Origin of the sequence: Burkholderia sp. RF4-BP95, assembly GCF_001521985.1 — a bacterium.
Lineage (GTDB): Bacteria > Pseudomonadota > Gammaproteobacteria > Burkholderiales > Burkholderiaceae > Burkholderia > Burkholderia diffusa.
In genome coordinates, this window is sequence record NZ_LOSX01000091.1 from 1 (window position 1) to 25,316 (window position 25,316).

Annotated in this window: 19 protein-coding genes and 10 pseudogenes; 10 read left to right on the top strand and 19 right to left on the bottom strand. The window is 57.6% G+C overall.

Annotated elements, in window-relative coordinates; genetic code table 11:
* Positions 1–165 precede the first annotated feature (165 nt).
* A complete protein-coding gene (locus WS46_RS35765; protein WP_156437159.1) occupies positions 166–855 on the bottom strand; it encodes a hypothetical protein in 690 nt (229 codons plus the stop codon).
* A 199-nt stretch (positions 856–1,054) separates the two neighbouring features.
* Here WS46_RS35765 and WS46_RS34765 point away from each other — a divergent pair.
* Positions 1,055–1,576 (top strand): annotated as a pseudogene (locus WS46_RS34765) (Tn3 family transposase); the annotation flags it as partial.
* Here the strand turns inward: WS46_RS34765 and WS46_RS31100 are convergent.
* From WS46_RS31100 to WS46_RS35770, 3 genes are all read right to left on the bottom strand, one after another.
* Positions 1,534–2,256 (bottom strand): type II secretion system F family protein, encoded by a 723-nt coding sequence (locus WS46_RS31100; RefSeq protein WP_059524567.1) that lies wholly within the window; start codon positions 2,254–2,256, stop codon positions 1,534–1,536. The pseudogene WS46_RS34765 and the gene WS46_RS31100 sit on opposite strands and share 43 nt — an antisense overlap.
* Positions 2,257–2,820: 564 nt before the next feature.
* Complete coding sequence (locus WS46_RS36650) at positions 2,821–3,021, bottom strand: hypothetical protein (RefSeq protein ID WP_257127610.1); 201 nt, start codon at positions 3,019–3,021, stop codon at positions 2,821–2,823.
* Between the two features lie 119 nt (positions 3,022–3,140).
* On the bottom strand, positions 3,141–3,869 hold the full coding sequence (locus WS46_RS35770; RefSeq protein WP_156437161.1) for a hypothetical protein: 729 nt from the start codon (positions 3,867–3,869) through the stop codon (positions 3,141–3,143).
* A gap of 164 nt (positions 3,870–4,033) precedes the next feature.
* Between WS46_RS35770 and WS46_RS34770 the strand changes: the two are divergent.
* Positions 4,034–4,548 (top strand): annotated as a pseudogene (locus WS46_RS34770) (IS5 family transposase); the annotation flags it as partial.
* A 67-nt stretch (positions 4,549–4,615) separates the two neighbouring features.
* Here WS46_RS34770 and WS46_RS31110 read toward each other — a convergent pair.
* The 4 genes from WS46_RS31110 to WS46_RS31125 form a co-directional block, all read right to left on the bottom strand.
* Positions 4,616–5,149: a hypothetical protein gene (locus tag WS46_RS31110; RefSeq protein WP_156437163.1), complete on the bottom strand. Its 534-nt coding sequence runs from the start codon at positions 5,147–5,149 to the stop codon at positions 4,616–4,618.
* A 296-nt stretch (positions 5,150–5,445) separates the two neighbouring features.
* Entirely contained in the window at positions 5,446–5,691 is a 246-nt protein-coding gene (locus WS46_RS31115; RefSeq protein ID WP_059524571.1) for a hypothetical protein, read from the bottom strand.
* On the bottom strand, positions 5,688–5,861 hold the full coding sequence (locus WS46_RS34775) for a hypothetical protein (protein WP_156437165.1): 174 nt from the start codon (positions 5,859–5,861) through the stop codon (positions 5,688–5,690). Before WS46_RS34775 ends, WS46_RS31115 begins: the two co-directional genes overlap by 4 nt.
* A 158-nt stretch (positions 5,862–6,019) precedes the next feature.
* The gene (locus tag WS46_RS31125; RefSeq protein ID WP_059524573.1) at positions 6,020–6,547 is read right to left on the bottom strand and encodes a hypothetical protein; all 528 of its coding nucleotides are present in this window, start codon (positions 6,545–6,547) and stop codon (positions 6,020–6,022) included.
* 923 nt (positions 6,548–7,470) lie between these two features.
* On the opposite strand from WS46_RS31125, the gene WS46_RS35775 reads away from it, so the two are divergent.
* The 4 genes and pseudogenes from WS46_RS35775 to tnpC all read left to right on the top strand — a co-directional run bounded on the left by WS46_RS35775 (position 7,471) and on the right by tnpC (position 10,400).
* Entirely contained in the window at positions 7,471–8,472 is a 1,002-nt protein-coding gene (locus tag WS46_RS35775; protein ID WP_156437167.1) for a hypothetical protein, read from the top strand.
* Positions 8,473–9,090: 618 nt separating this feature from the next.
* Positions 9,091–9,249 (top strand): annotated as a pseudogene (locus WS46_RS36655) (DUF4158 domain-containing protein); the annotation flags it as partial.
* A 201-nt stretch (positions 9,250–9,450) separates the two neighbouring features.
* Positions 9,451–10,038, top strand: a pseudogene (locus WS46_RS36660) (Tn3 family transposase); the annotation flags it as partial.
* Entirely contained in the window at positions 10,035–10,400 is a 366-nt protein-coding gene (tnpC, locus tag WS46_RS31140; RefSeq protein ID WP_059524579.1) for a Tn3 family transposase post-transcriptional regulator TnpC, read from the top strand. The pseudogene WS46_RS36660 and the gene tnpC, both read left to right, overlap by 4 nt.
* Before the next feature lie 272 nt (positions 10,401–10,672).
* Here the strand turns inward: tnpC and WS46_RS35780 are convergent, their stop codons facing one another.
* The 3 genes and pseudogenes from WS46_RS35780 to WS46_RS31150 form a co-directional block, all read right to left on the bottom strand.
* A complete protein-coding gene (locus tag WS46_RS35780) occupies positions 10,673–11,128 on the bottom strand; it encodes a hypothetical protein (protein ID WP_156437169.1) in 456 nt (151 codons plus the stop codon).
* Positions 11,129–11,354: 226 nt separating this feature from the next.
* Positions 11,355–11,586: pseudogene (locus WS46_RS31145) on the bottom strand (hypothetical protein); the annotation flags it as partial.
* A gap of 129 nt (positions 11,587–11,715) precedes the next feature.
* Positions 11,716–12,645 (bottom strand): annotated as a pseudogene (locus WS46_RS31150) (RNA-guided endonuclease TnpB family protein).
* A 111-nt stretch (positions 12,646–12,756) separates the two neighbouring features.
* Between WS46_RS31150 and WS46_RS31155 the strand changes: the two are divergent.
* Complete coding sequence (locus WS46_RS31155; RefSeq protein ID WP_156437170.1) at positions 12,757–13,401, top strand: hypothetical protein; 645 nt, start codon at positions 12,757–12,759, stop codon at positions 13,399–13,401.
* A 274-nt stretch (positions 13,402–13,675) separates the two neighbouring features.
* The gene (locus WS46_RS36965) at positions 13,676–14,113 is read left to right on the top strand and encodes a tyrosine-type recombinase/integrase (RefSeq protein WP_373557183.1); all 438 of its coding nucleotides are present in this window, start codon (positions 13,676–13,678) and stop codon (positions 14,111–14,113) included.
* On the opposite strand, the gene WS46_RS35785 is transcribed toward WS46_RS36965, so the two are convergent.
* On the bottom strand, positions 14,040–14,279 hold the full coding sequence (locus WS46_RS35785; RefSeq protein WP_059524583.1) for a hypothetical protein: 240 nt from the start codon (positions 14,277–14,279) through the stop codon (positions 14,040–14,042). The genes WS46_RS36965 and WS46_RS35785 overlap by 74 nt on opposite strands.
* Positions 14,280–14,704: 425 nt before the next feature.
* Here WS46_RS35785 and WS46_RS35790 point away from each other — a divergent pair.
* Positions 14,705–14,935 (top strand): annotated as a pseudogene (locus WS46_RS35790) (IS3 family transposase); the annotation flags it as partial.
* Between the two features lie 1,220 nt (positions 14,936–16,155).
* Here WS46_RS35790 and WS46_RS31170 read toward each other — a convergent pair.
* From WS46_RS31170 to WS46_RS31180, 3 genes and pseudogenes are all read right to left on the bottom strand, one after another.
* Positions 16,156–17,478: a tetratricopeptide repeat protein gene (locus WS46_RS31170; RefSeq protein WP_059524587.1), complete on the bottom strand. Its 1,323-nt coding sequence runs from the start codon at positions 17,476–17,478 to the stop codon at positions 16,156–16,158.
* A 445-nt stretch (positions 17,479–17,923) separates the two neighbouring features.
* Positions 17,924–19,178, bottom strand: a pseudogene (locus tag WS46_RS31175) (IS4 family transposase).
* Positions 19,179–19,349: 171 nt separating this feature from the next.
* Positions 19,350–20,522, bottom strand: coding sequence for an aminotransferase class V-fold PLP-dependent enzyme (locus tag WS46_RS31180; RefSeq protein WP_082721931.1), 1,173 nt, complete (start codon positions 20,520–20,522; stop codon positions 19,350–19,352).
* A 1,457-nt stretch (positions 20,523–21,979) separates the two neighbouring features.
* On the opposite strand from WS46_RS31180, the pseudogene WS46_RS34790 reads away from it, so the two are divergent.
* Positions 21,980–22,333 (top strand): annotated as a pseudogene (locus WS46_RS34790) (DDE-type integrase/transposase/recombinase); the annotation flags it as partial.
* 268 nt (positions 22,334–22,601) lie between these two features.
* On the opposite strand, the gene WS46_RS31185 reads toward WS46_RS34790, so the two are convergent.
* The 4 genes and pseudogenes from WS46_RS31185 to WS46_RS31195 all read right to left on the bottom strand — a co-directional run bounded on the left by WS46_RS31185 (position 22,602) and on the right by WS46_RS31195 (position 25,062).
* Positions 22,602–23,342 carry an SDR family NAD(P)-dependent oxidoreductase gene (locus tag WS46_RS31185; RefSeq protein ID WP_059524591.1) on the bottom strand — a complete coding sequence of 247 codons (741 nt, stop codon included), beginning with the start codon at positions 23,340–23,342 and terminating at the stop codon, positions 22,602–22,604.
* Positions 23,343–23,427: 85 nt separating this feature from the next.
* Positions 23,428–23,895 carry an ABC transporter permease gene (locus WS46_RS31190; protein ID WP_059693212.1) on the bottom strand — a complete coding sequence of 156 codons (468 nt, stop codon included), beginning with the start codon at positions 23,893–23,895 and terminating at the stop codon, positions 23,428–23,430.
* Positions 23,896–24,044: 149 nt separating this feature from the next.
* A pseudogene (locus WS46_RS34795) lies at positions 24,045–24,355 on the bottom strand (transposase); the annotation flags it as partial.
* An 80-nt stretch (positions 24,356–24,435) separates the two neighbouring features.
* The gene (locus WS46_RS31195) at positions 24,436–25,062 is read right to left on the bottom strand and encodes a thiol:disulfide interchange protein DsbA/DsbL (protein WP_059524595.1); all 627 of its coding nucleotides are present in this window, start codon (positions 25,060–25,062) and stop codon (positions 24,436–24,438) included.
* Positions 25,063–25,316 lie beyond the last annotated feature (254 nt).

Sequence of the window (25,316 nt, forward strand, 5' to 3'; positions counted from 1 at the left end):
ACGATGTGCGCAAACCATCGATTGACGAGCGGGTCGGACAGTTGCGTCGCGCACCGGAACGATGGTCGATCCATCTCTGGATTCCAAAAACAAAAATGGCTGCACGAGGCGGAAGCAAACGAAACAACCCGGCCGAAGCCGGGCTGGAAGTGGAAAAGAAGGATACTATCGGTGGACGGCGGTTAACTCGGTTTGAGTCGATTTCGTCCGTTGCAATCGGCTATCAAAGATCATTGCATCTACTATCTCCTTGCCTTCGTCAGTGCGCACGCCCAATGACTCGCTGATCTCATCACGCGATTTTCCGCTCTGCACCATCGCTGCCCCGTGGCACGAAATAGCAAAGCGCTCCAGTTCCAAGCGCACTTCCTTATGGTGCAGGCCGTAGTTGTAGGCGACCATATCACATGGTTCGCCTTGGCTCATCCGCCATCGCGCCACAGATTGTGCGTGACAAACTGCCCACTCCAGTTCCTCTCGAGGAGAGCACCGGGAATACCAAGTGTCCGAAACTACATGGGTCGCTGGAATGCCGTGTTCCCGTGCGACTCTCGGACACGGCGTCCCACGCATCACGCGTGCGCACGCGATCACCATCGCCAGCCCAAGAGATGAATTGTCCGATGTCGCTTTTCGTAGATTTCCCGCAGCCGCGCGCATGAGTGCGTGCCCTTTTACGTAAGGGATCTGGCTCTCGTCGATCCATGTCGCGACCCGGATAAGGTCATCAGGCACCCGCAGCTTGACGCGATTCACTTCGTCTGCAGAAAGGGGGTACGTTTCAAAGCGCATCGCTTGAGGAAATCTGTTTTCTGCGCAAGCGAGTTCGACAATATCTGCGCGGATCTGATCCACTTCGGGCCTAGCATGTTGTCCCGCTTGCCCACGAACAGTAATAGGCACTGAAGCCCGTGAAATGCCGGATGCAGGATACATTAGCCTCCCGATTTTCAAAATTTATACTATCGCGCGGTTACGCGAACGGTGCTCTCTGATACCGATCAGCCTCGCCGTGTAATGACGTCCTTCAAAGAGCGCTTACGTTCAACTGTGTATCAATCACAGCTTCTCGTTCCGAAGCCGGTCACATATCCTGATCTCGACCGAGCAGTGGCTGGCAAGGCATAACCATCACTACGGACACCTCGGCCCCCCATAGGACCCGAACGAATTTCTCGAGCCGATCCTTCAACAGCTCGATCAGCGCCTCGCCCTCCTCGACGAAGCTGTGGCGAATGGTTCGATCCGTGTCGATGCGGCTGTTCGCCTTGAGCCGATGGCGGCCCAGAATCCAGACACGCAAGCCGATCAACTTCGACGCCAGATCTTCGAAGCGCATCCACCAGGTCAATTTCCCGAGATCATCCTCGAAATCGACAGTGCGACACAGTTCAGCTGGACCCTGCTCGGTCGCGAGCCGCGGTCACGCACCGAGTTGCTGATGGTCTATTCAGCAATATTGGCTCACGGCACCTCGCTGACGGCTGCTGAAATTTCTCAGATGGTCCCGGAAGTGTCGACTGACGCGATTCGTCAAATGATGAAGCGTCTCGCGGACGAACGGATGCTGCGTGCAACCTTCTCGCCAAACTGCTGCGCTGCCGTCTCGATCACGTCCGCGAAGTTGCTGCGTCCCTGCAACATCGCGATCCGGTCGATCAGATCGAGCGACAGAAAACCGTGGCCGGTTTCACGCATCGCGACCGATAGCTTCTCGCCGCGGCGAATGCCCTGCCAAAGTGGTCGAAGTCGAGATGCAAACGATGGGGGCGCCAACCTGATCTGCTGTTCAAGTGCTGTCGCCTCACCGATGCCCGACTTGATCTGCCCTGAAAGCGTGTCCAGCCACGACGAGCCGATCAGCTCACGATACAACGTGAACGGGAACGCGTGCTGATCGAAGAACGCTCGACCCGGTCCCGTCCAGCGCGGCAGCGCGATCGGGCCAAGCCCGAGCGTGCCCGCGACCGGAGCGAACCAACTGATCGCGATCCACCCGACCACGTACAGCACGTTGGTCATGAACAACCACTGTTCCGGCGAAATCGCGTCCATGAGCGTTGGTGCCACATATGCGCCGATCATGTAGAAAAAGCCATACAAGCCGCCGGAGTATACCGGCGGCTCGGTAACCGCCTGCACGATCAATCCCGGGATACGGCCCACGCGGTCGTGCAGGTCGAGAATCTGTCGCATCGCTTTCGGGTAAGGGAGGAATGCCGCCTCCGCTAACACGATATGCATCGTCACGGCCATCGACGGCTCTTATGGCGTGATGTATGGTCGCGCTTCGCGCAGCGTTTGAGCGCGCCGAGGGATGTGATTCGTTATGAGAGGGTGGGCCCTCCGTGGATGAACTCCACTGGCTTCCCCGCGCTGCATCCTGGAGGTGCAAGAAGCGAGGGCCCAAAGTCGGCGGTAAGGGAATGCCGCCCGATGTTCGGGGCGGCAGGTTCCAAGCACCATGAGTTGTAGACAGGGAAAGCAACTGTCCACGGCGCAATACTACCCAGCGACGCGAGCGTTGGCGATCGGAGATTGCGGCGATCGGGGGCGGAATAGGCTGATTTTTGATGGTTCAATCAGGAATCGGATTCTTGTGGCGGGTTGGGACGGCTATGAATGGCCCGCGCGGCATGGGGAGTCCGCGCCGGCCAACGTGCTCGACGCGTGGCTTGTCGAACTTGATCTTCATGTCCCGCGGGTCGAGGCGCACGCCGATCAAAGTGCCTGGCTTCAGAGCCTTTTGGGTCCGGGGATCAATCACGTACGACAGAGGGAAGGTGCGTGCCTCGACTGAGCGCAGAGCAACTCGCGCCATCAGGTCGAACAGCAGCTGCTGGGACGCAGAGCGCATCGATTGCGCGCGACCTTCAACTGCTCTGCGGTCAGGAATGCAGGTTCCTTGTCCCACTCGTCGAGCAACACTGCCGGTCGGCTCAACGGCTTGCGGCCGCCTGTGACAGGGGCCAGGTCATGCCCGATGTCGCTCACGGCGATATCGGAGTAGGTGAAAGGCAAGCGATCGATCCGCCCGCGCTCATGTGGCCACCGGTACATTGCCGCGACCAATTCCAGTCGGCCGAAGCCGGGTTGAGAGTGGGAGAATCTTTAACGCCGAGGATGATACGACATGCAGGTTACGCTCGTGGTCCGAACTTCGAAAGTACATAATCGACTTGTTCCTTGCCGTCGCTTGTGGACACGCCCAGCCTCGCGATGATCGCATCACGCGACGCCCCTTGCATTGCCAAAATTCTGCCGTTTTTAACGATCGACTCTAGCTCTAGCCGTCCGCGTGCGTGCACACTGCGAACATCATGCTTCTCTGCAACGTCATTACACGGCTTGCCATTGAGCACGCTCCGTAGGGCTGCGCTTTCCCGATCCAATACACTATGTTCCAAGTAGTCGTACATAGTGCCAGGAGATATTTCAAACGCAATACCGTGCTCCGCAGCGACCCTGCCACAGGGGGCGCCGCGTATTACCCGTTCCCGAGCAATCAGCAATGCGAGTTCAGAACTCGAATTTTGCACCGTCGCAATTCGCAACCTTTCTGCTGCCGCGCATGTGAGCTGGCGCTGTTTTTCACCGCTTTTTCCGCTCTTGCTAATCCAATCCGCGACTCTGCCCAGGTCACCGGGAAGCGTCATCTTGACGTGCATTTCTTCGTCAACTGAAAGCTGCGGGGCCATGCGAGCAACTTCGGGAAATCGATCAGGATAACAAGCGATGTCTACGATATCTGATTGGATTGAGTACGCAACAATAGAGCGCCCGGTGACCAACAGCGAAGATTGAGCCAACCGTTCCGTAGAGTTGAATGCTGGCGCTGAATTCCGTGAAGGGGCGGATACAGGTAGCATGAGTTTCTCCGTAGTCAAAATTCAAACTATCGCGCGGTTACGCGAACGATGCTGCCTGATACTGATCACCGTGGCACGCGTCCAGCTTGTAAGGTGGAGTGGGCCGTCATTGGAGCGGCTAACACAACTGGACACGATGCTCGTCAGTCCGTACTGTTGCGTGCATAGCAAGAAGAAAGATCAGCAACGAATTGTGGACGGTGCTCCAACCGCTGATTCCGGAGTTCGAGCCTTCGCCCAACGGTGGTCGGCGTCGTTCGGTCGATGACCGTGCCGCGCTGAACGACATCCCGTTCGTGCTCCAAAGCGGTATCCCTTGGGAAGACCTTCCTTGGGAACTCGGATTCGGCAGCGGGATGACTTGTTGGCGTCGACTCCGCGAATGGCAAGCCGCGGGGGGCAGACCACGTGTGGCGATGCTGCACCGCTTGCGCGAGGACGATCAAATCGATTGGGGGCGAGCAAGCATCGATGGCGCGAGTCCGGTGGGCAGGAAACCGGTCCGACCCCAACGGACCGGGGCCAATTAGGCGCGAAGCGGCACCTTATAGTCGACGTTCGGGCTGTTTCGCTGGCGATCACCGTGAGCGGTGCCAATCGTCACGATCGGTGATGTTTCGAACCGACGTTGGACGCCATTCCGGCCGTGCCTGGCCTGAATGGAGGAGCGCGTAAGCGCCGGACTAATTGCATGCTTGAAAAGAATTCTCAATCATGAATTCGCAGGCATTCACGTACGCGGGATGCTACTCGCACGACGGCTCACCACTCACGCCAGTGCCCTCTGTCTGACAAGTTTCGACCAGCCGGTGCAGTTCGACACGCGCTTCGATGCAGTGGATCCCCAGTGCTAACGCTGTTTGCTCGAAAGTTGCACCACGCAACACCATACCGCTACCGACTGTCCCGACCGCCTTCATCTCTAGCGCAAGCACAGCTTCGTCGCACGTCAGGCCATGTTCCGACGCCACCGTGTCGCAAGATTCTCCACGCATCACACGTGCACCGGCTGGTCCGTGCACAATAGACATCTCCAGCTCAAGTCGCGTGCGCCAGAGCTGAAAGACCGTGGCGAGTGACAACTCTCTCGTTGGATGGCGAAGCCAAAATCCGTGGTCCTCTTCGACCTCGGAGCACGGCGTCCCACGCATCGCACGCGCATGAGCGATTTCCCGCGCAAGTTCAACGGAGGTATTTGACGTGGTGGCTTGCCTGACACTATCACCTGCGATACGGACAAGCCTTCGCTTGATTGCCTCGGGAAGACTGCTTTCAGCCATCTGATTGGCGATCCGAGTAATATCTTGCGGGATGTTTAAGGCGCCCCAGTAAGCGTTAGCCGACAATGTTTGCAGCGACGCAACGCGTTGCTCCCCGCGCCGCGATGAATTGCACGCTGCATCTATGATATCCGCTCGCGTTCGCTCGCTTCGACTGTGAGATGAAGTTCGCTGGACAAGGGTATACGGACTTCGTGATCCGCTTGCTTGACTCGGTACCATGGCGTCCTTCACGATATTTGAAAATGAATGTGCTCCCTCTATCGCCTCCGTGCTGCCGAATTTCGATCTGTTCGTTACCAGAACGCCCTTTTTACCACCGCTCGTGCGCACACGATCGCCGTGCCCACCATCATCAGCGTCTCGGGCGCATCGATGGCGCGCTGCATGTGGATCGGCTTGAAGAGGTTTGCCGCCGTCACGCCAATGATCGAGAATCCGAGTAGACCCCACCAGCCGGTGGGCAGGCCACGCGCGATTGTGATCCAGATGCAGACCGCCGCGACGATCGAGTTCGCGATCAAAAATGTCGTCACCATCATGTGGCTTCCGGCAGGAAATGTCGCCGCACCCAGTCGGTCACCGCGCCCGAGGTGATCAACCGGAAGGCCTCCTTGGTCAGGCGCAGCCCGAACAGGCCAATCAAGAAGCCGATCGACTGCTGCTTGCCGTTGCTCGTGATGCCAGCCATCGCTACGATCAGCGGCTCCATGACGTACGCGATCGCCACGCCTGTGACAAGCGCTGACACCTTACAGCGTATCCCGCGTGTATTGTGGGGGTGACCATCTCATTAAACCCGCACCGCCAGACTGGCCGATGCGGGGTCAACATACTCGCCAACCCGCTTCAATAGAGGGCTGGCCAGATTCACAACGTTCTTGCTTTGAACACGTCCGGATCCATCGACGCATAAATTCGTACGATCATTGCACCAATCACGGTCGAAAATTCCTCCGTCGATCCGTCTCGCACCACGCCCACCGTGAGCGTTGGATCGCCCACCAGGTTGAACTCCACCGACGTCTGCGTGGCTCGGATGACGACTTCCTGCACATGATGCGTTTTGGGCAGCCAACCCGGTCGGGCTTCGAGCGTCAAGCCCACTGCAAACCGAATCGACCGATCGTCGCCCTCTATCTTCGCTGCTGGCACCATCACGAATTGACCGTCTTCCACCACGCCCAATTCAACATAGTGGTGCAACACGCCGTTGGCATCCCGCCACGTCGGCGACGGCAACGCCAAGGCGGCCTCGAACTTCGTCGCGAACCGTGCAATGCATTGCTGCAGATAGCACCGATATTCGCTTTTCGCCTCCTGGTATGCCTGATACCGCGCGCTCAGATCCTGATAGGTTAGCATCCGCGTTCTCCCGATCGGGGCAAAGCTCAGCATTCTATCGTCCTAGTCGAGCGCGCTCTTGTGAAAACCGCGCAGAAAAAATCCGGCACCAAGCCGGGTTGTGTCGAACATCGCAGTCAGCGTTCAGGTCGTTGGTGCCACATCCTTCTCGCAGCAAGACTGACCTGCCTGATTTCTTAGGGTCATTTCAATCTTGGGGAGCGGCCTCGATTCCTGGGCCGAAAGCCGGAAGAAAGCTTCATCAACTTTGTGCCCGCATGAACGTCATTTCCGCCGCGTTGGGCATTCTTGCCCGCGCCGCCGCGATCTAAGCCTGCTTTGACCCACTAACAGTCGATCTTGCAAGCGCGTCCACGCGCTCCGGTGCCCTGGGCGCGACCTCGGGCAGTTGACATGCTCAGGCTGCAGCCACCTTGCAGGTCCGTTCTCGTATAGAACTTCCGATCGTCAACATGATCGTTTCTTGTCGCATGCCAGACGAACTTTCAAATCCCGGCACCAGCCTCACAGAGAGTGAAGTTGGTGCGCTTCGGTCGCCCAATCTCCCGTATGCCGCATGGCAAGTACGGGGCTGAAGACGCGACCTGCTAACCGACTCACTGAATGTGTCAATGTCTACAGGAGAAACGATGTTCTCAATTAGCCGTACTGGTAGCGGGCAAGATACGATGTCGCATCATTTGATTTCTCAGAACTCGACCGACTCGCCCCCCTCCGAAAGCGACTCCGACGAGGATACGCGCAGCACCATTCGGAGCGCATTAACACGCATACAACCTGCTCTCGAATTCCCGTCGTTTGAGGGGAAAATCCGTAGGGAGCAATCGAGCGCGCTGAGGCGCTCTGCGTCGGACACAAATTTGCAGGATGCGGATTTGTCGCCCGCACGTCTTCGAGTCAGAACCGTCTCGATGGCTGGGGTGGCGAGCTCTTCGAGCAACACCAAAGACACTCAAATGATTCCCTTCACGCCACCACGCGAGTCGGATATTCCAAACCCAACCGAGAACCCCGAATCGGTCACGACGATGCAAACCGCCAATGCGATGGCCTCGGGCACCCTACGTGCCACTGTGGCTCAAATTGCCGGTCATGCCGCCGGAATCGGTGTCGACATTGGCGTCCAAAGTCTGCCCAACACGGCAGCCTATTGGGGCACCGGTATCGCACTTGTTCCGCTGTCGGCCGCTTTGGCCGGCGGCTATATGGGGCACCGCTATGCACAACACCATTTTCCGCTCGACCCGGTGCGACGCAAGTTATACGCGGGTTTCGGCGCGGTATTGGCGGGAGGCGTAACCTTGACCGTGTTGCCGATATCTCAACCGAGCGCGTGTTTGGCCGGCGTTGCCGGCGCACTGAACAGCATGTCGTCGTCGTGGGTCAATGCCGGCGTGACGAGCCTGTTGCGAGGACTGGGTGGACGCATGAAGTTGCAATTCCCCGAACGTCATGAGGGGGGGTGGGCGTTGCTCGCGCCTTGGGTCGGGTCGGTCGCGGGCGCATTCGGTGCGGTAGGTAGCACCTTGCTTAGGTCGTCACGAACCGTACTCGGCGGTCTTGAAGCCGCATTGCATGGTGCAGTGATTGGATCTGTGGCGAAATCGGTGTTCGAAACGCTCGCCGCTCGATGGTCGGCCACATCACACAACGCGTGCGTCTACGCGCCGCACCAAGCTGTATTCACACGTCCGGATGCGCGATCATTGATTCGAGGAGCTTGGTCTACCGCAACCGTTGGCATCCCCAACATCATGTCGTCACATTTGAAAAAAATCCTGCATTCTCCTGATGAGGGGCGTCAGACTTACGATGTGTGCAGCGCGATTGCCAGTTCCGTATCTGGCAATCTGGTCAGCAAAATCGGCTGGGGGCTGTACGTCGATGCCCCGCAACGATTGGTGCGGCAACCACGTGACGTCGAAACTGGCGACCAACATGTCGAACATACGGAGTAGCATCTGCGCAACGCTCTCCTCCATGTTCAGCGTATGGACCGTCAAGCGAAAGTCGCCCACTAATTGATGCGAGATCAGATGACGATCGCATTCATCCAACCAGCCTCCGGTCGTCGATTGGGCAATCGGCAAGTTCAAGTGCGCAGCAAAACCGTCGCTTGAATCGATCGGGGGCCAACTTCGCGTTTCGCGTGCGAGCAACGCCCACTGTCCGCCACCGGGTCGCGACTGCACGCTCAATGCCCGACGAGCGCGTATTTGGCGACGTACAGGATCTCAACCTCCAGAACAATCAAACATTCCAATGTGGCCTCGGTACGAGATGTAATGCAGATATCTGTATTGCGTCTATGGGACGCTAGCCATGAGAACGACACTCGACTTGAACGACGAACTTGTAACGAAGGCCAAGCTGGCCGCGGCTCGCTAGCACACAACGTTGACCCGGCTCATCGAAGAGGGGCTTCATCTTCGCCTTCGTGACCAACCGTCCCGCAGCATGCCCGCTCGTTTGCCGATCTATCGCGGCAAAGGCGGCTTGATAGCCGACATCGACAGCACTAGCAACAAGAGCATGCTGGAGGCTGCTGACGATGACGCCAATATTCTGATCTGGACGTGCAGCCGTACTACGGCACTGACGCGAACGCGATCGCGACGCGCGCGGCGCACACCGCTTCGCTAACAATGGACCAACCGGTCGACATCATCAACGCGACGATCGACGAGTTAATCGCGCGCAATATCGAGCTGCCAGCGTTCTCGACGCTCGATCGGCTGACTGAGCAGATCCACGCCCGGGCCCGACTCTTCAAGCGCGTTACGCGGCGCCTGACCGACCGGCTGCTCGCGCGCGATTGGTCGAACCGGCAAACGGCCTACAACCGAATCAAGCGGCATGCCAAGCGTCCGTCCCGGCAGCACTTGGACCTGCTGATCGACCAACTCGCCTGGCTTGAGGACCTCGGCGATTTCTCGCTGTTCACGGCGACCATCGATTGGACGCTGATCGAACAGCACTGGCAGGAACTGATGCAGGTCGCGCTGTCGATCCAGGCCGGTACGATTTCGTCGCCGCTGCTGCTGCGCCGGCTTGGTTCCGAAAGCCGCAAGAACCGACTGTACCTGGCCGCGCGCGAGCTTGGCAACGTGGTGCGCACCGTGTACCTGCTTCAGTGGATCGGTAGCCTTGAGCTGCGGCACGAGGTGACCGCGAACACGAACAAGATCGAGTCGTACAATGGGTTCGCGAAATGGCTGGACTTCGGCGACGACGTGATTGCTGAGAACGAGCCGGAGGAGCAGCAGAAACGGCTGCGCTACAACGACCTGATTGCCTCCGCCGTCATCCTGCAGAACACGGTCGACATGATGCAAGTGCTGCGCGAGATGGTCTCAAACGGTGAGAACGTACGCGCCGAGGACATCGCTTTCCTGAGCCCGTACCCGACCCACAACATCCGGCGCTTCGGTCACTATAAACTACACCTCGATCGCCGCCCGGAAGCCTGGATCAGAGATCCGCTATACCGCCACGCACCCCGTCGCTATTCGCCCCGCCCATGACTGCACGTCCAGCCACAACGACCACATTTTTCGGCGGCGTCGACACCGCGGCGCTCGCGCGGCTCGAATCGAGCTATGACACGACACGCCTGTTGGCCACGGTCGACATCGTCGATCGCATCCGAACCCAACTGTACGATCCCGAAGGACTGCGCGACGATCTGCTCGAAATCCATAGCATGACGCACTCCGTGCTCAACGGTGCATCGATAGCGCCGTCACGCCGCCGCGGTGCGCTGCCGGAGCGGGTGCTGGAGGCGTTGGATCTGATCGACGAATTCGTTGATGAACTCACACGAGTGCGGACGATCCTCGAGCCGCTCGATGCATTGCAGCCGGACGAGGATTTTGGCGAAGATTGAACAAAGACCTTGCCTGTACTGATCTCCAGAAATTGGACCTATTAGCGATCGGCGATCTTAAGGCAGACCCGATTCGGGAAGTCATCATCCCGCTCGTCGAACACCGCATTTGTCGATGATGCAGGAGATACCAGGTGGTTTATCAATGCCGTTACAATGTGGCTCATGTGGCTATTTGCTCAACGGAAAAGTTTCCTTCTGCGCTGCAAGCGGTGGGGAGTCTGCTCCGAAGAGATTCAAGACCATCACCTTCGTCAAGAACATGAGGTGCACTATTCAACTCGCATGCGCTCAACAGCATTAATAATATCGGGATTTCTCAAGTTGTCGGATTTAAACGTCTCCCTTGCCCAATCGAAAAGAAGCGCGCCATTCGCAATGTGCCCGGCTTGGCCGCTATTTTTTAAGAAATTATTGAGAATTACACGCGTTCGCGGAAGTAAATGAAAGTGAATATTTGAAACCTCCTCTCCAAATGACAAACAATAAACACGCTCGGCCGCGGTATGGCGTTGGATCAGATCGGTCGCAAAAGCTAGCTCCCCTCCCAAAGCACTGAGGACGGAAGAGGAAAGATCAGAAAATCGATCCGCTGGTGCAATCGGTGACAAAATCAGATATCCGCATATGCCAATCGATGACGAATGCTCAAGTCGAAATCCATTTTTTTCACGAATTATTAAACGCCGACCAGAATCGGCGTCTAGCGGCCTATCAGATATTGGCATTGAAGCTATCTCCTATAAATTTCCAATTTCCTTGGTTTTTTCCACTAACTCCATAACCCTGAGAGAGTCTTGAAGAGTTATTGATGGCACCACCTTGCCTTCAATAACATCGAAAAAATGATCTAGTTCTTCTTTAAGTGGATCAATGGCAAGTGACGCCGCCTCCAATGACCGGCTATCCCTTCCTGCCCTCGATGCGCTGCCCAAACAACAACGTGACCAGCTGCTTGCTCGGCTGACGTCGCACAGCCTTGAGGTGACGAGCGAAGCACACCCTAACCTTGTCATGCCAGCGCCGGATCGTTTCATGGCTCAATACGATGTTGCGCTCGAACAGCAGTTCTTTCGATGTCGCGCAGGCTGAGCTGGAAGCGGAAATGCCAACCAACCGCCTGGCACCGGTGGGAAGAGGGGCAGCCATGTTTTAGGTCAGTCAGATTGACGAAATTCTGATGCATCTGGATCTGTGTAAATTATCTTAAGATATATTAAATTTGGTTAGATCGCTTTCATGCTCCTATGCGTGTCCTTATAATTTTCCCGTTCGCCACAACTAAATGTGGACGCTTATTGATGCCCTCTTCCGCCTAAAGGCGGAGGATTCCAACCACTGGCAATGCACGTCCGCATCGGAGAATGTTCAACGCCGCGTTGGTATCACGATCATGCATGACACCACATTCACGGCGCCCACTCGCTAGCAAGAAACGCCTATGGGGCGAGAACCGGTTGAACCTCACAACCGAGGTCGTTCAGGCTGCTTCAGCAAGAGCTGGTTCTGGTGAGTTTGGCGGCCGACACGTTGCCGACCGCGAGGTAATCGAAGCGTCGCGCCAGATCGAGTGCGAGCTTGTGCTGGAAAGCGGCGCGGGCAGTCGCTACGTTGGCGTGCAGCTTCGCGATATGCCGCCGGTGCTTTCACGTTCGTTGGGCCTCCGCCAGTTTTGCGGTCGCGCGCTGGCCGAACCAGACATGAGGCAGTGTCTCGCCGGTCGAAAGTGTGGCGACGTCTTTCGGACCGAGATCGATGCCGACGCCGGGGCGGATCGGGCGAGCCGGAACATCAGGCATCTCGAACTCGATGTTGAGAAACCAGTGACCGCGCGCATCCCGTGCAAAGTTAGTGCTGTCTTTGATCTTCCCTTCGGGAAGCGGCCGGCAGCTGAACACGCGGAAGGTGTGGGCGGCGAAGCGAAACGCGTTGCCCTCGCGTTTCAGGTGGGTACCCAGCCAAGCGATTTGCGACCGCGATAGCGCAGGTACCGGCGACGGCGCTGGCAACGCGACTGCGCGTATTGCTCGTAGGTTGCGTTGACCGTGCCGGCGTGGATGTCGAATTCCTTGCTGCTGCCGGTGGTCAGCACGTTCAGGTCGAACCCTGTCGGCCATTTCTTGCCCCACTCGAGCGCGTGATTCTGCGTGTCGTTGCAGAAGTTCCACATGTAGCTCACCGCACGGCTCCGTTTGTTAAGCAGTCCGTTGAGCGATTTCACCCGGTACCGGTAGACAAGGATCATGCCGATCACGCTATCGTTGGAATGCCGTTTGTCAACGGCACTCCTTTCCTCCCCGCCATGCGCCCCGAAGGAAGTCCCCTTGGGGAATGGCGAGGTTTCTCGGAGCAACTGATGAATAAATCACTGATCTCTGCAGCATGCTGGATCGTCGCGCTGGGAGCGGCGTTTCCCGTGATCGCACAGGAAGCCCCTCAAGCATCGCTTCCGCTTCACATGATGGGCCCGGGGCCGGTCATCGGCGGCAGCGCCGATTCCGGTTTGACGAGCCATATCGTCCGGCAGCCGGATGCGCCACTGACCCGTGTGCTCGTGATATACGAAGACGCCACCACGGTCCGCTCGCCTTCTTCCGCCAACGATCTGGCACGCGACCCGGGTACGTACACGACGGACGGCGAGGTCATCGTCCAACTCGCACCGTCGGTCCTTCAGGCATACGGCATTGAAGCACGGGCCCGTTCAGTCAAAACGAACCTCGTTGCAACGCTTCTTGCCGATCACCAGCAGCAGGATCGCCTGCCCGTCCTGCTCCTCAGAGATACCGGCACGCAGGATGGCATTCATGCAACGCTCAAGATTATGGCATCATTGATTGACGGCGACGGCACGCCACTTTGGACAGGCGAGGCCACCGCCAACTATATCGGCATGAAGTGGGGCAAGCGTGACGTCTACGCGGAACGGCAACATGCGGCCGTCGCCGCGCTGCTGCGCAAAATCGCTGCCGATCTGCACGACCGGCGGATCATCGGCTAAGTGTTCACGAGAAGTTGGTTTGAAGTTTGGTGCCGTACCCGGCCAGTAGGTCGGCCAGCTCAGTGCCGATGGGTTCCTTGGTCCAGGTGACGAAGCATCGCCATGGCGCTGTTACGTTGGCGGGGTGTACGCGTAACATGATGCGATGACGAAAACGAAATCGCCTTATCACGCGCATCGGTTTCCGCCCTAGGTTTCAGCCGCTGCGGAACACGGCAATCATATTGCTGCTCGCGAGGACCGGGATGCGGGCTGCGGAAGTCATGCCCTCAATCTGGATGAAGTGGCCTGGGCCGACGGCATCATTCATATCCGAGGGGCGAAGTTTTGTCGTGACCGGGACCTGCCGCTCTTCCGCGACGTCGGACGCGCATTGCTCGCTTACGTCAAACGGGAGCGACCTCCGTCGTCATACAGGACGATCTTCCTGCAAGCGGTACCGCCAGCGCGACCATTCACAGACTCGAGCGCAATTTCCAAGATCGTCCGCCGGGCCTTGAAACGCGCCGATATCGCTCCCGCACACGGTGCTGCACATCTCTTGCGCCATGCCGCGGCAACAACCATGCTGACGCGTGGTTTGAGCTTCAAGAACATCGCCGACGTGTTGGGCCATCGTCCCTCCAGTCCACCGCCATCTATGCAAAGCTCGCCATGCCTTCGCTGGCGCGAATTGCCGTGCCGTGGCCGGGAGACAGATCATGAACGGTGAGGAACTTCAGGATCTGCTGAGCCGCTACGTCGAACACCGCGAACTGCTGAGTTACCGGCATACCCATGGCGGAGTTCTCGCACGCTTCGTGCGAGACTATGCCATCGAGCAGCCAGGCGAATCGATCAAGACCAAGGAGGTGCTCGAATGGGGCACGCGGGTTCACCGTGCACCGCCAACCCAGCGGCTATCCTCAGTGCCCTGCAGGGATTTCTGCGTTTCGTAAAGGCTATCGATCCGGCAACTTCGGTCCCCGACAACCATCTGCTGCCATCACCGCGTCGCAATCCCCCGTACATCCTGAGCGCAGGCCAATTGCAATCGATCCTGCGCGCGGCGGCGACTGCGCGACCGCGAGGAGGCCTGCGCGTCGACGCCTATGTCGCGGTACTGGGGCCGCTTATCAGTTCTGGGCTACGCGTCAGCGAAGTGCGGCAGACTCGACGGGATTGAGTTGGAAACCAATGCAGCTGCCCGATGACCCTGCCACGATTCCACATATAGAAAGAAGTTTGATAACTTTTTGTGTGTACGGAGAAAAGCGTGCCAGAGAAGCTGATACCAAGATGGTAATACACGAAGGAATTCAAAATGGAGGCGGTACGGTGAGCCTAGAGCGTTGGCCGGCATGAGGCCGCTTGAAGGCTGGGCGTGCCAGTGGCCACGTTGGGAAACAGGTTCGGTGATCTGCGCAGTGGCAACACGCAGACGGCGGCAAAGCCGGCTGCCAATGCGCCAGTGTGCAGCCGTCGTCCGGTCAACGATCTGGAAGCTGGGGTCAGCAGGCTGCGCAAGGAACTGGCCAGCGCGAAGCTGGCCATTTTTTGCATGGCCGTATTTGACAAGCAAAAAATAAGGATAGGGGAGTAAAGTTCGAACTCCAATAATCGATTGGACTTTTTTCGAATACTGACATCGCCGATTCCCATCGCTTGTACTCTATGCTCAGCCCACTGACCTCGCGCATCCCGTCCAGCCACGTTGCTATCTCGTCGACTGCAGTCGACCACCTATACTCGAAAGACAGTCGCCCTCCCCTCGCTCGCGACCTTGCTCGAATCTCGAACACCTTATCTGAAATGTTGTTATCAGAAGGACTTGGACATACACTGAGCGATTGCGGGTCGTTGCTCAAGAATACTATTGAGGAAGCTCAAGCCCTCTACATCAGATTGCGCAAGGCAATCAATTCTGACACATGCGAATTGAATGCCAAACACAGAGAGCTCTCATTCGCCCTAATGAATCGTACCGTAGTCCTCGGAAAATCCGGAAATTTCCTTCTGCATGAGAATAATGTCCTTAAACGTCGCCCATCCGGAATTTCCCACTACATTAAAATGGCCACCTCATCCACCTATCGAAAGCGCGTCAGTAACACCAAGAAGTACTTTGACAACACCAATGCCGTCATTATCAGAAATAAATTGGACGGAAATATCAAGAGACTTAACGACGATTCGAGCAAAATTCTCACTAACATTTGGGCCATAACAGAGCAACACTCAAAAGTCAGTAGCCTCTTGAAAGATCTACGCAAAATTGAGCAGCAAAAGTCCAAAATGGGACTGCCATCCATATCGATCGACAGGCTTAACCATCGAACTAGCATCTGAACGTCGGCACGCGAATCATGGCCCTCACCCTTTTGCCTCAGTCGGACGGCTCGCCAATGCAGCAAACAACTGATTGATTGCGCCTGGGCCGGTGCGTCGTTCGCTCTCCCGAGCCAGAACCCCAGTACTTGCGCGGTCTCGCGCACAAAGTACATCAGCAATCCACCCGCTGTCGCTGCGATGGTCTGATCCTTCAGCGTGCCGTCCCGCCACCCCGGTGATCACCAAGAACGCGATTACGGCCGCGATGCTTGAACACATATGACTTCCTTGGTGGTTGCGCGTACTTTCGCGCCCCCCACCCGCGTGGCGTCATCGCGCTGAATCGAACGGAAACGGCTGCGCGAGCCGGCGCGCGATGGTGGCCAAAATGGATGACGCGAATCGCGCCGCTGCTGGCGGTTACGCCGGCACGAACAGGCCCGATCAGGCGGTGACGAGTTGGCCGAGCCAGCGTGTATCGCGCGGCGACGGGCGACGATGCAGGCGCTGATCAAGCAGCGCGCGTGCCTTGCCTGCGTCGCCGCTGCGCATCCAGGCGACCAGCAGCGTATCCTGGACGATCTCGCGTTGCGCGCCGCTGCCGCCGATGCGCACGACCTCGTGCGCCACGGGCTCGAGGAGGGCCGCGCATTGCGCGTATTTCTCCTCGGCGAATGCGAGCACCGCGCGGCAGATCTCTGGCACCACAGCGCCGGCCCGCAGCGTGCCGGCCTCGACGAGCGCGTCGAGCGCCCCCGTGCGCTCGTCGAGCGCCGCCGTTGCGCCCGTGGCCGCCGCGATCAACGCCATATGGACATCGGCGAACGGGAAGCCCGCCTGCCGAAAATAATCCGATGCATACCGTGCCGCATCGTCCCACTTGCCGACGGGAACGGTATGGCCGTAGGCCTGCATGCGCCAGAGGAACGAAGCGGTATCGCTGACCACGTTGATCGGCACGCCCAGCGACGCCGCTGGCGCTACGTGCGTGTCATAGATCGCGAGTGCGCGTTCGGTGTCGCCGCGTTCGAGTGCGATCAGGGCCGCATGCCACGCAATGTGACCGTGCAGGATGCCGCTGCGGTCGTATTCAGGCAGCCAGCCGGCGATCACCGTATCGGCCTCGTCGTTTGCACCGGCCTCGTATAGCACGTGTGCGACCGCGTGCACGGCATTGACATTGTGGCGACGCAGCTCGAGCGCACGCTGCGTCATCGTACGGCCGACCCGGACGTTACCGTTTTCGCCATGTGCCCAGCCGCGATTCGTCAGGAACCACCAGTCGTCATCCTCAAAATGCCGTGCATAGCGCTCGCAAAGATCGACGCGCGCCTGATTGTGATCCGCCATGCCCGAAAATGCGAACAGGCCGAACGCGCCGAGCGGCAGCGACAGCACGATCACGTCGCGCGGCCAACGATCGACATGCTCGAGCGCGCCCGCCAGTGCTTTTGCAGCCTGCCCGTGGATCGCGAGCGACAGTACCCTGACGTGGCTGCGCTCGCGCGGTGTGCCGTTCCGGGCGACGAGCGCGGCCGCGTTCGTGATCATCGCGCGCGCGTCGCCGATCTCGGCGCGGATCGCATGAAGGCGCGCACGGGCAGCCTGCGCGAGCGCGAATTCTGGATCGGCCGCGATCGCCTCGTCGAGCGCTTCGGCCGCGCCCGACCACAGGGACAGGAGCAGGTCGACACCGGCGCGATAGCGGTCGGCCGTGCGTTCGGAGGGCGTCGAAAGGGGTAGGCTGTAGCGGTCGAAACAGGCCATGAGGCGGGAAACTCCAGTAAGAATCGTGGGCGTTCGGGACTGCAGCAATTCAACTGCGCGCGTTGCCGCGAGGCAGGCATGGCGTGACCCTGTGCGGCGACGATATCCTACGCGCCCGAGAGATCAAGGCGCTCGGAAGACGATAGCATCGACCTCGGCCGGAACTTAGCGTGCAATATTTTCCGTCTTCTGAAGTCACCCCTAATTGAACGATTCGATCAGTTGCGTGAGACCGTCCGATTCATAGCCCATTTGTGCAATATCGCCAGCGTGTTGATCGCGAATTCGTTGGCCGCCGCAACGATGCGTGCCAACCACCGATCGGCCAGTGCGTTAGACAGTTGCGCCGCGCGCTGGAACGATTGTCAATCCATATTGGGACCCCAAAACAAAAATGGCCGCACGAGGTGGCCGTAAACAAAACACTCTGGTCAAAGCCATTGGCTTATACACAATTGCCGGTGTGGCCGCCGGTACGTAACTTCTGCAATGTCTTTGCAGCTACATGAACTTCTGTGAGTCCGAGCCAGATGGCTTTCGCACAGGGTTCGCCGTCGCCCTTTCGGCCGAGGAATCCGCCCAGGCGCGTGATCAAGCGCAACATCTCGTTGAGCTTGGGCTTGGCCGGCTGCTTGGCGTCGATGAGCAAATACGCGCCCCGAATTTCATCGACATCGACGAACAGTTCGGCATCCAGATCGGGGCAACGACCAGAAACAGCACCAATGCCCGTTCGAGCCGCTCGATCGTGCCCAAACTGCAGCGCCTCGACACGGCAACCGTTCTTCAACACGTTGAACAGTATTTCTATTTCCCAGCGAACCCGATACCAGTCGATCAGCTCAATCGCTTCGGCTTCGCGGTTGGTCAGCAAACGCCATTCGATTGGCCTGACGCCGTTTGACGCCTCGAACTCGCGCGCCACCAGACAGGTGGCCGTCACGCTTTGCCCCACGCCTGCTGGCAGCTCGATTCGCTGCAGCCACACGTGCTGGCGCACTTGGCGCGCCTCCACGCCGCGACGCGAGCCCATCGTGAAGACAGTCTCGCCGAGCGGTTCACCTTCGCTCGGACATGCCCACAGTTTCACCCCATCGGGCAGCGCACGGTCATGGGTCCACCAAATCAGCCAATCCGCCGACGTACCCAACTCCTGCGCTCGCACCATCAGTGCGATCATGTCCGCCTCTCGATCAGCGACATACACCAGCCGTGCGGCAAGCTCGATGCCGTTTCCGCAACCCGCTCGTAACCGTCCAGCGCAGGCTTTCCTTGAGCCCGCCGCGCTTGCCGTGCGCGTCCAGCGGCACGCACTCGGGCGTCACCGCGTAGGTTGGATGCAAATACATCCTGCGCTGCGCCTCGTGAGACGGCTATCCGAGGCCAGTGCCGGCCGTTGAAATCCAATTCCGTCGTGTCCTGCAGGCACGGAACGGCCGACTGGGCTGCCATGCGTTGCTCGATCTGTCGCCAGTGCTGCTCCAGAATCACTCCCAACTTGACCTCGTCGTTGTCGAAGAGGCGGTACGCCGCCATCGTCTCACCCCAGCTCCGACTTGCCTGTGGCGCGCCAGCCGTTGGCTTGGCCGCCAATCGTTCCATCAATGTCCTGCTCGCTTGTTCAAGCGCGCGTCGCCAAGTTCAAGGTCGGTAAATTCAGCTTCCGTCCGGCTCGGTGTTTCCAGGGCCAAGGCATTCATGCAAAAAAAAGCGAAAGTAAACGCGACGCGCCGAAAGTTTACAAGCCCTGGTCTATCTCATTGGTCGAAAACGATTCGTTCCGGTCTCCGGTTGCGGAGAGCTGCCTTGTGTATAAGGCGGTGCGCAAAGCCCCGCCGCGGATCGTACCCCTCATCACAGTGAGCCAAACATTACTTTGAAGCCAAGGCATACGTACGGCAATCCGCTAGCAGTTCATCGCACATGTCGCGTGTAACGTGGCCCATCATGTACATGTGAATGACCTGATCGTCTTTTACTAAATGATACTTGTTGAGCAAGTACTGTTGATGCTCAGGGGGAAACGTCCGGACGAAGTTTGCCAACGGTATCACGACGGCGAGCCCACCCGGGGTCGCGAATGCACCTGGGCAGCAGCCATGGTGCAATTCCCGAGCGACGTACTGGGCAAATTCGATTCCGTTATTCACCCAACGACTAATCACGTCGGGGCCGATATGATGAAGTCGAGAAAATACGGTCGCGGCTCGGAAGCCGTCCCTGCTTCCGTACACGGTAATGTCTTTCAGGTCGCTTAGATAGGGAACCGCATGAATATCCGTCTTGAATTGCTCGATGACCGTGTGCCGCGCGATGAACAGGTTGGCGGGCATTGGAGTGCCCAGTACCTTGTGTGTACTGATTGTCATCGATGAAATGGCGGGATGACGGAAAGTATAGTCGTCTTTCCACGGGAACTGGGTGGCAGACAGGAACGGCACGACGAGGCCACCGAGAGCAGCATCAAGATGCAGGTAGAGTGGACAGGATTTTTCACGGAGAATATCCACGCATGCCGTTAATGGATCATACGCGCAAGTCATCGTGGTTCCCGCCGTCAGGACCAGAACGATTCGCTCCCCCGGGGTAATCTGAGCACGCAGGTCGTTCAAGTCCAGCTCACCCGTTGGATGTACGTTGATCACCTTCACGCGACCGAAATGGAGTGCACTGGCAAATTTGACGACACTGTAATGAGCGGCTTTCGAGAATACCAGCGTGGCACCGCGCATCAACGTTGCCCCTATCCACATGCCCTGCAAGTTTCCCAGCGTCGAACCTCCGCCGACGTACCCCCAGCACTCTGGAGCCGATAGATGAAGCCATTGAGCGACGCGTTCGACTGCCGCACGCTCCTGAGCCATCGTATTGGGAAGCGGGCAACGATCCGGCTCGTAGCAATCGCCGAGATTGTTGAGCAAGCGCCCAAGGCGCGCACAGTCACCGGGTGACACGGTCAGTGCCGAAAGATTGACCTGGATCCCCGTGTAATATTGCCAATCACTTTCAGAAAACGTAATATTAGGGGTGGAAAGTTCGGACATCGACTTAACTCCATCGCAATATACATTGCGTCAATTTCGTCAGCTAGCTATGTTCAATGCCACGGACCACAAGGGGGCAAATACAGCGTCGCAGCATGCATGGGGGAGTGAATTTTGCTTTATTTGCGATTTTAGTTCACTCCCCTCCGCGGGAGAAACCCACCTATCGCCTTCACGGCGGCCTTGAAGATCGAGGGTCCCTTTGCCATATTCTGTTCGGTCGAGCATGCTAGGTGTTTTTTTTGATTTTCGTCTATTTGATTGACGATACCGCTGCATCGAGCGCGTGGATCACTTGATATCTTGGTAAGGCGATTGCCTATCCTATTATTGCCATCGTGCCGAGCTTGAGGCCGAAGTTCGCGGATGCTCCATATCCCATAGAGTCGCGAGTCGATATAAATAGAATTCAATGTGCCGTACATGGATTCCCCTGCCAAAATACAAAAAAATCAGATCTCGATAGAGCCGCATCAAAGCATGGTTTGAAATCTCTATGCTGCCGAGTGTACCAGAGTCAATGCCCGCCACAGGTTATCTCGTCGAGGATGGGCTGAGAAAATTTAATAAAAGAGCGAAATATGACAGGGGTATTTCACCAAATCGAATCAAGCGTATACGTTTCTGAACAGAGAGGTGAAAGCGTCACGACGCCAACCAGTTCACTCAGCGCAAAACAGTGTGCGTAGGCTAGTACACCGAATATCGGTACGAGCCAGCGTCGCTCTTGCCTGAGCGACCAGCAGTTTGCCACTACACCACCCACAGTTTGCGTTATTCTCCTGCCCGGCGACGCCACCAACCCCACCTCATCCAACGATTTGCCTGTATACATCCGCTTCGTCGACAAATTCAGTCCAAGTTAATTTTGTTTCTTCGGCGAATGAGGCTTGTTAGTTAATTTACAATTAACAAATATGACGCGAACGATACAGAGGTCTCTCGGAAAAACATTGACTAAAATTGCGTCTGTAGTAACGTTGAACGAAAATATGGCGTGGTACCGAGTTGTTCGCTGCACCAGAACATTGTCGATTGCGATGTCACCGGTGAATAGTGGTGTCGAGATTCACGTATCTCTGAACTTTCGTCACTCAACGCTGAACTCGGCGCAGCGCACACTGGCGGCTGAAAGTCATTCGGCGCAGGCGTTGCAACCGAAGCCATCGAGCACGGGGCTGGGCCTGCCATAGGGAGCGACCTGGGCGTCGGGTCATCCGACCCGGTTCAGCCATGAGGCCTCATTCGTTTAGTCCGCTATTTGGCGTCCGTGCGGTCGCTTTGCCCTGTAAGTATCCGGTCGGCCGCCAACAAATTGCGTTGAGTCGTCGGTCATTGGGGACATTGGAGACCCCGCGGATGGGGGCAGTCGCGAACGTCGGCATACGCGCATTTACATGATCGCGGCCGATCCTATACGGTCTGGTTGGGGGTAGCTGCCAGTCAGTTGTGATCGCCTGCGTGAACATCGGTTTCCGGTGGCCATCATCAGCTAGGCGGTTCGTTTGCGTTGGTATTTCCGCTTCCAGCTCAGCCTGCGCGACTTCGAAGAACTACTGTTCGAGCGCGGCATCGTCTTGAAACGATTCGGCGCTGGTGTGACAAGTTTGGGGCGGGCTTCGCTCGTCGCGTCAAGGCTGCGCGTGGTCAGCCAGGCAGCAGCTGGCATCTCGACGAAATGGTCGTGACGCTGCACGGTGAGCCCATATCTGCTATGGCGCGTCATCGACGAGCACGGTGCCGAACTCGGCATCCTGCTACAGAAGCGACGCGACAAGGTCGCAGTCAAACGCGTCTTCCAGCGGGTGCTGCCTAACCGACTATCCCTTCCTGCCCTCGATGCACTGCTTGATCAACAGCGTGACAGTGCCACCTCATGACATCCGCGTTCATCTTTTGATGGGCGTCGTCAATGGGCCGCATATATTCAACGCGCTGCCGGAGTGGAGTGAACCAGCATCAGATCGGCAACCATGCCGAGGCGAACACGGCCAGCGGCGTCACTGCGATGAGTGCACTCACCAACGGAGATTTTTCTCCATGTTCATGCCATTTACGACAATCCTGACCGTTGCACCATCAGACATGCTGCCCACCGTTGATGTGGATCTCGGCTCCGTTTATGTAAGACGACGCGGGACCGGACAAGAAATAGATCGTCTCGGCTACTTCACGTGGGTCGCCAAGCCGATGAAGCGGAATGGTCTTTTCGACGATCTCTTCGGTACCAGGCGACAGAATTGAGGTATCGATTTCCCCTGGGGCAATTGCATTGACCCGTACACCATGCGGTCCAAACTCATGCGCCATCTCACGCGTCAGCGCTGCAAGTCCCGCCTTTGAAGCAGCGTAGGCGGTTCCCGCGAACGGATGCACTTTCACTCCGGCAATCGAGGTGACATTAACGATGCCCCCTTGAGCACTGACAAGCTCCGGAAACAGCGCACGCGCGAGCAGCGCATTCGATACAAGATTGACGTTGAGGACCGTAGTCCATGTGTGGATGTCGCTCGCGAGTACCCCCAGTCGCGAACGGTTTTCTCCCTTCGGCGAGATACCGGCATTGTTGACGAGCGCATGCAGCTTCCCGTCGGGCAGACGGCGCCTCACTTCGGCAGCAACCTGCTCAATGGAGTCGAGGTCTGCCAGATCGGCCTGAATGTGCGATTCCCTCGCATCGGGCCATTGGCATTCTTCCGAAAAGGGTTGGCGAGACACCGTAAATACTTTCCAGTTTCGTTCCTGGAACAGTTTCACCGTAGCGTGTCCGATGCCGCGACTGGCGCCGGTGAGCAGCATGTATCGAGTCGAATCATTCATGGTGTATCCACTGAAAATTGAATAGCGCACATGTCGCAGTCGCCGAATGCGCTCAGGTGCCGGCGGACGTGCCGACTCTCTGGCATTATGCGCGACCGCGGAGCCATTCGAGCGTGAGGAGAACGGAAATGGAGATCACGATCGGGATCGTGGCGACCGCCGCAATCGCCGGACTGACGTTTTCGCGAATACCCGCGATCATCTGGCGCGGCAGCGTCGATTGCTCCGGTCCGACCAGAAGCAGCGTCAGCACAACCTCATCGAAGCTTGTAGCAAACGCGAAGCGCGCGCCGGACCCGGCACCCGGCAAGATCAGCGGCAACGTAACCCAGAAAAAAGTAGTCAGCGGGCCGGCGCCGCGACTCTTCCCCGCCCTGATCAGACTTTTGACGTAGTCTTCCAGCATTGCCGTGGCCGTCACTACGGCGAACGGTGCGCCCAGTGCTGCGTGCCCCAGTACCAGTTCGTGAAAATTGTTCGTCAGCCCGAGCAGCGCGAAGAAAAAGTACGTCGCAACAGCCACGATGACGATTGGCACGATCATCGGCAGCATCAGGAAGCTGCCACCAACTCACGCCAGGGAAAGTTCGAGCGGACCAAGCCGATCGCCGCAAGCGTACCAGGCACGGCAATTGCCCTCGACAAGGGGCGACGATCATGCTGTTACGAAACGCATGAACCGATCCGTAAGACTCGAACACCTCGCTTGCGCCAGCGCGTCAGGCTCGATGGGTCGATCGGCGGTTCAGTCTGCAAGTAGGTCTCGCAGGTAATTACCCGCCTGTATGGGTTCTCGACCCATTGCCAGACGACCTCTTCATCGGACAGGTCGAATGCGTGTTGCAAATAGAGAGCAAGCCAGCAATCAGGCGCGGCGAACTCGCCGGCCGCTCACGGCGCGCCACGAAGCTTTCGCTCATCGACGCGCTCAACCGATTCCAGTCGATTGACTCGACAAAGCACACCAACGGGTGCGTCAAGTTGATCTGTTCGTGCAATGGATGCCGGAACAATTCTCCTTCCGGTACGGGCGTCTTGGGACGATGAGAACGTGTCGGACCACGACCGCAGTGATATGACGGTCGACGGAAGACTACTTCTGCTCTGCCCGGTCAACCAGGTAGTTCAACACTGGAATCGTGCCATTCAGGCTATTAGTATAGCCCGGCCCTGTTTCATATTGACCATTCACGACAATCGTCGGTACGCCGTTGATGCGAGCATTACGAATCAGGGTCGCCGCATGGCTCACATCAGCCTGAACGCGCATCGAGTTGTAGGCCTGCAGGTATTGATTTTTATCGATTCCATACTGGACCAGGAAGTCCGCCTGCGCTTGCGCAGTAAGCAGCATTTTCCCTTCGGCAATCGCCTTGAAGACGGTCGGCATCAGCCGATCCGCATCGCCCAACGAAGTCAGCGCATAGTACATACGAGAATGGGGCGTCAGTTCGGTGTTCATCGCTACCGGCACGCGCGTCAACGCAATCCTGCTGCCCTCCTGTTTCGCCCACGCTTCGAGCACGGGTTCGAACTGCGCGCAATGCGGACAGCCGTACCAGAAGAATTCCGTGACGTTAACCTTTCCAGCCTGCGTCAGGGTGGTCGATGCTGGCTTGAGTACGTCGTAGTCCTTGCCGGCCACGGGCGTGCCAGCTGCATGGGCCAGCGGCGCCGCCATACACATCGAGAGCATTAGGACACGGAAAGCACGCTTCACGTCGGGGTTCCTCCTTAGATAGGCAGTGACAGGAAATTGTCAGCGACCCGACGCATTATGGGGAAAACCAGAGGTATCTAAAATCGGCCAATCTAAGAAACGGTATCAGAATAATCCGAAATTGTTTTAAAGAATGTTCATGGTTTCGTTAACCTGAATGCGGCATTGTCAACTTGGGAGACTTCGTCACTGACGATGCATAACGCACGCTGGCTCAGAGCGCACTCGACGGAGCTTGGGTGACGTTGGTAAGT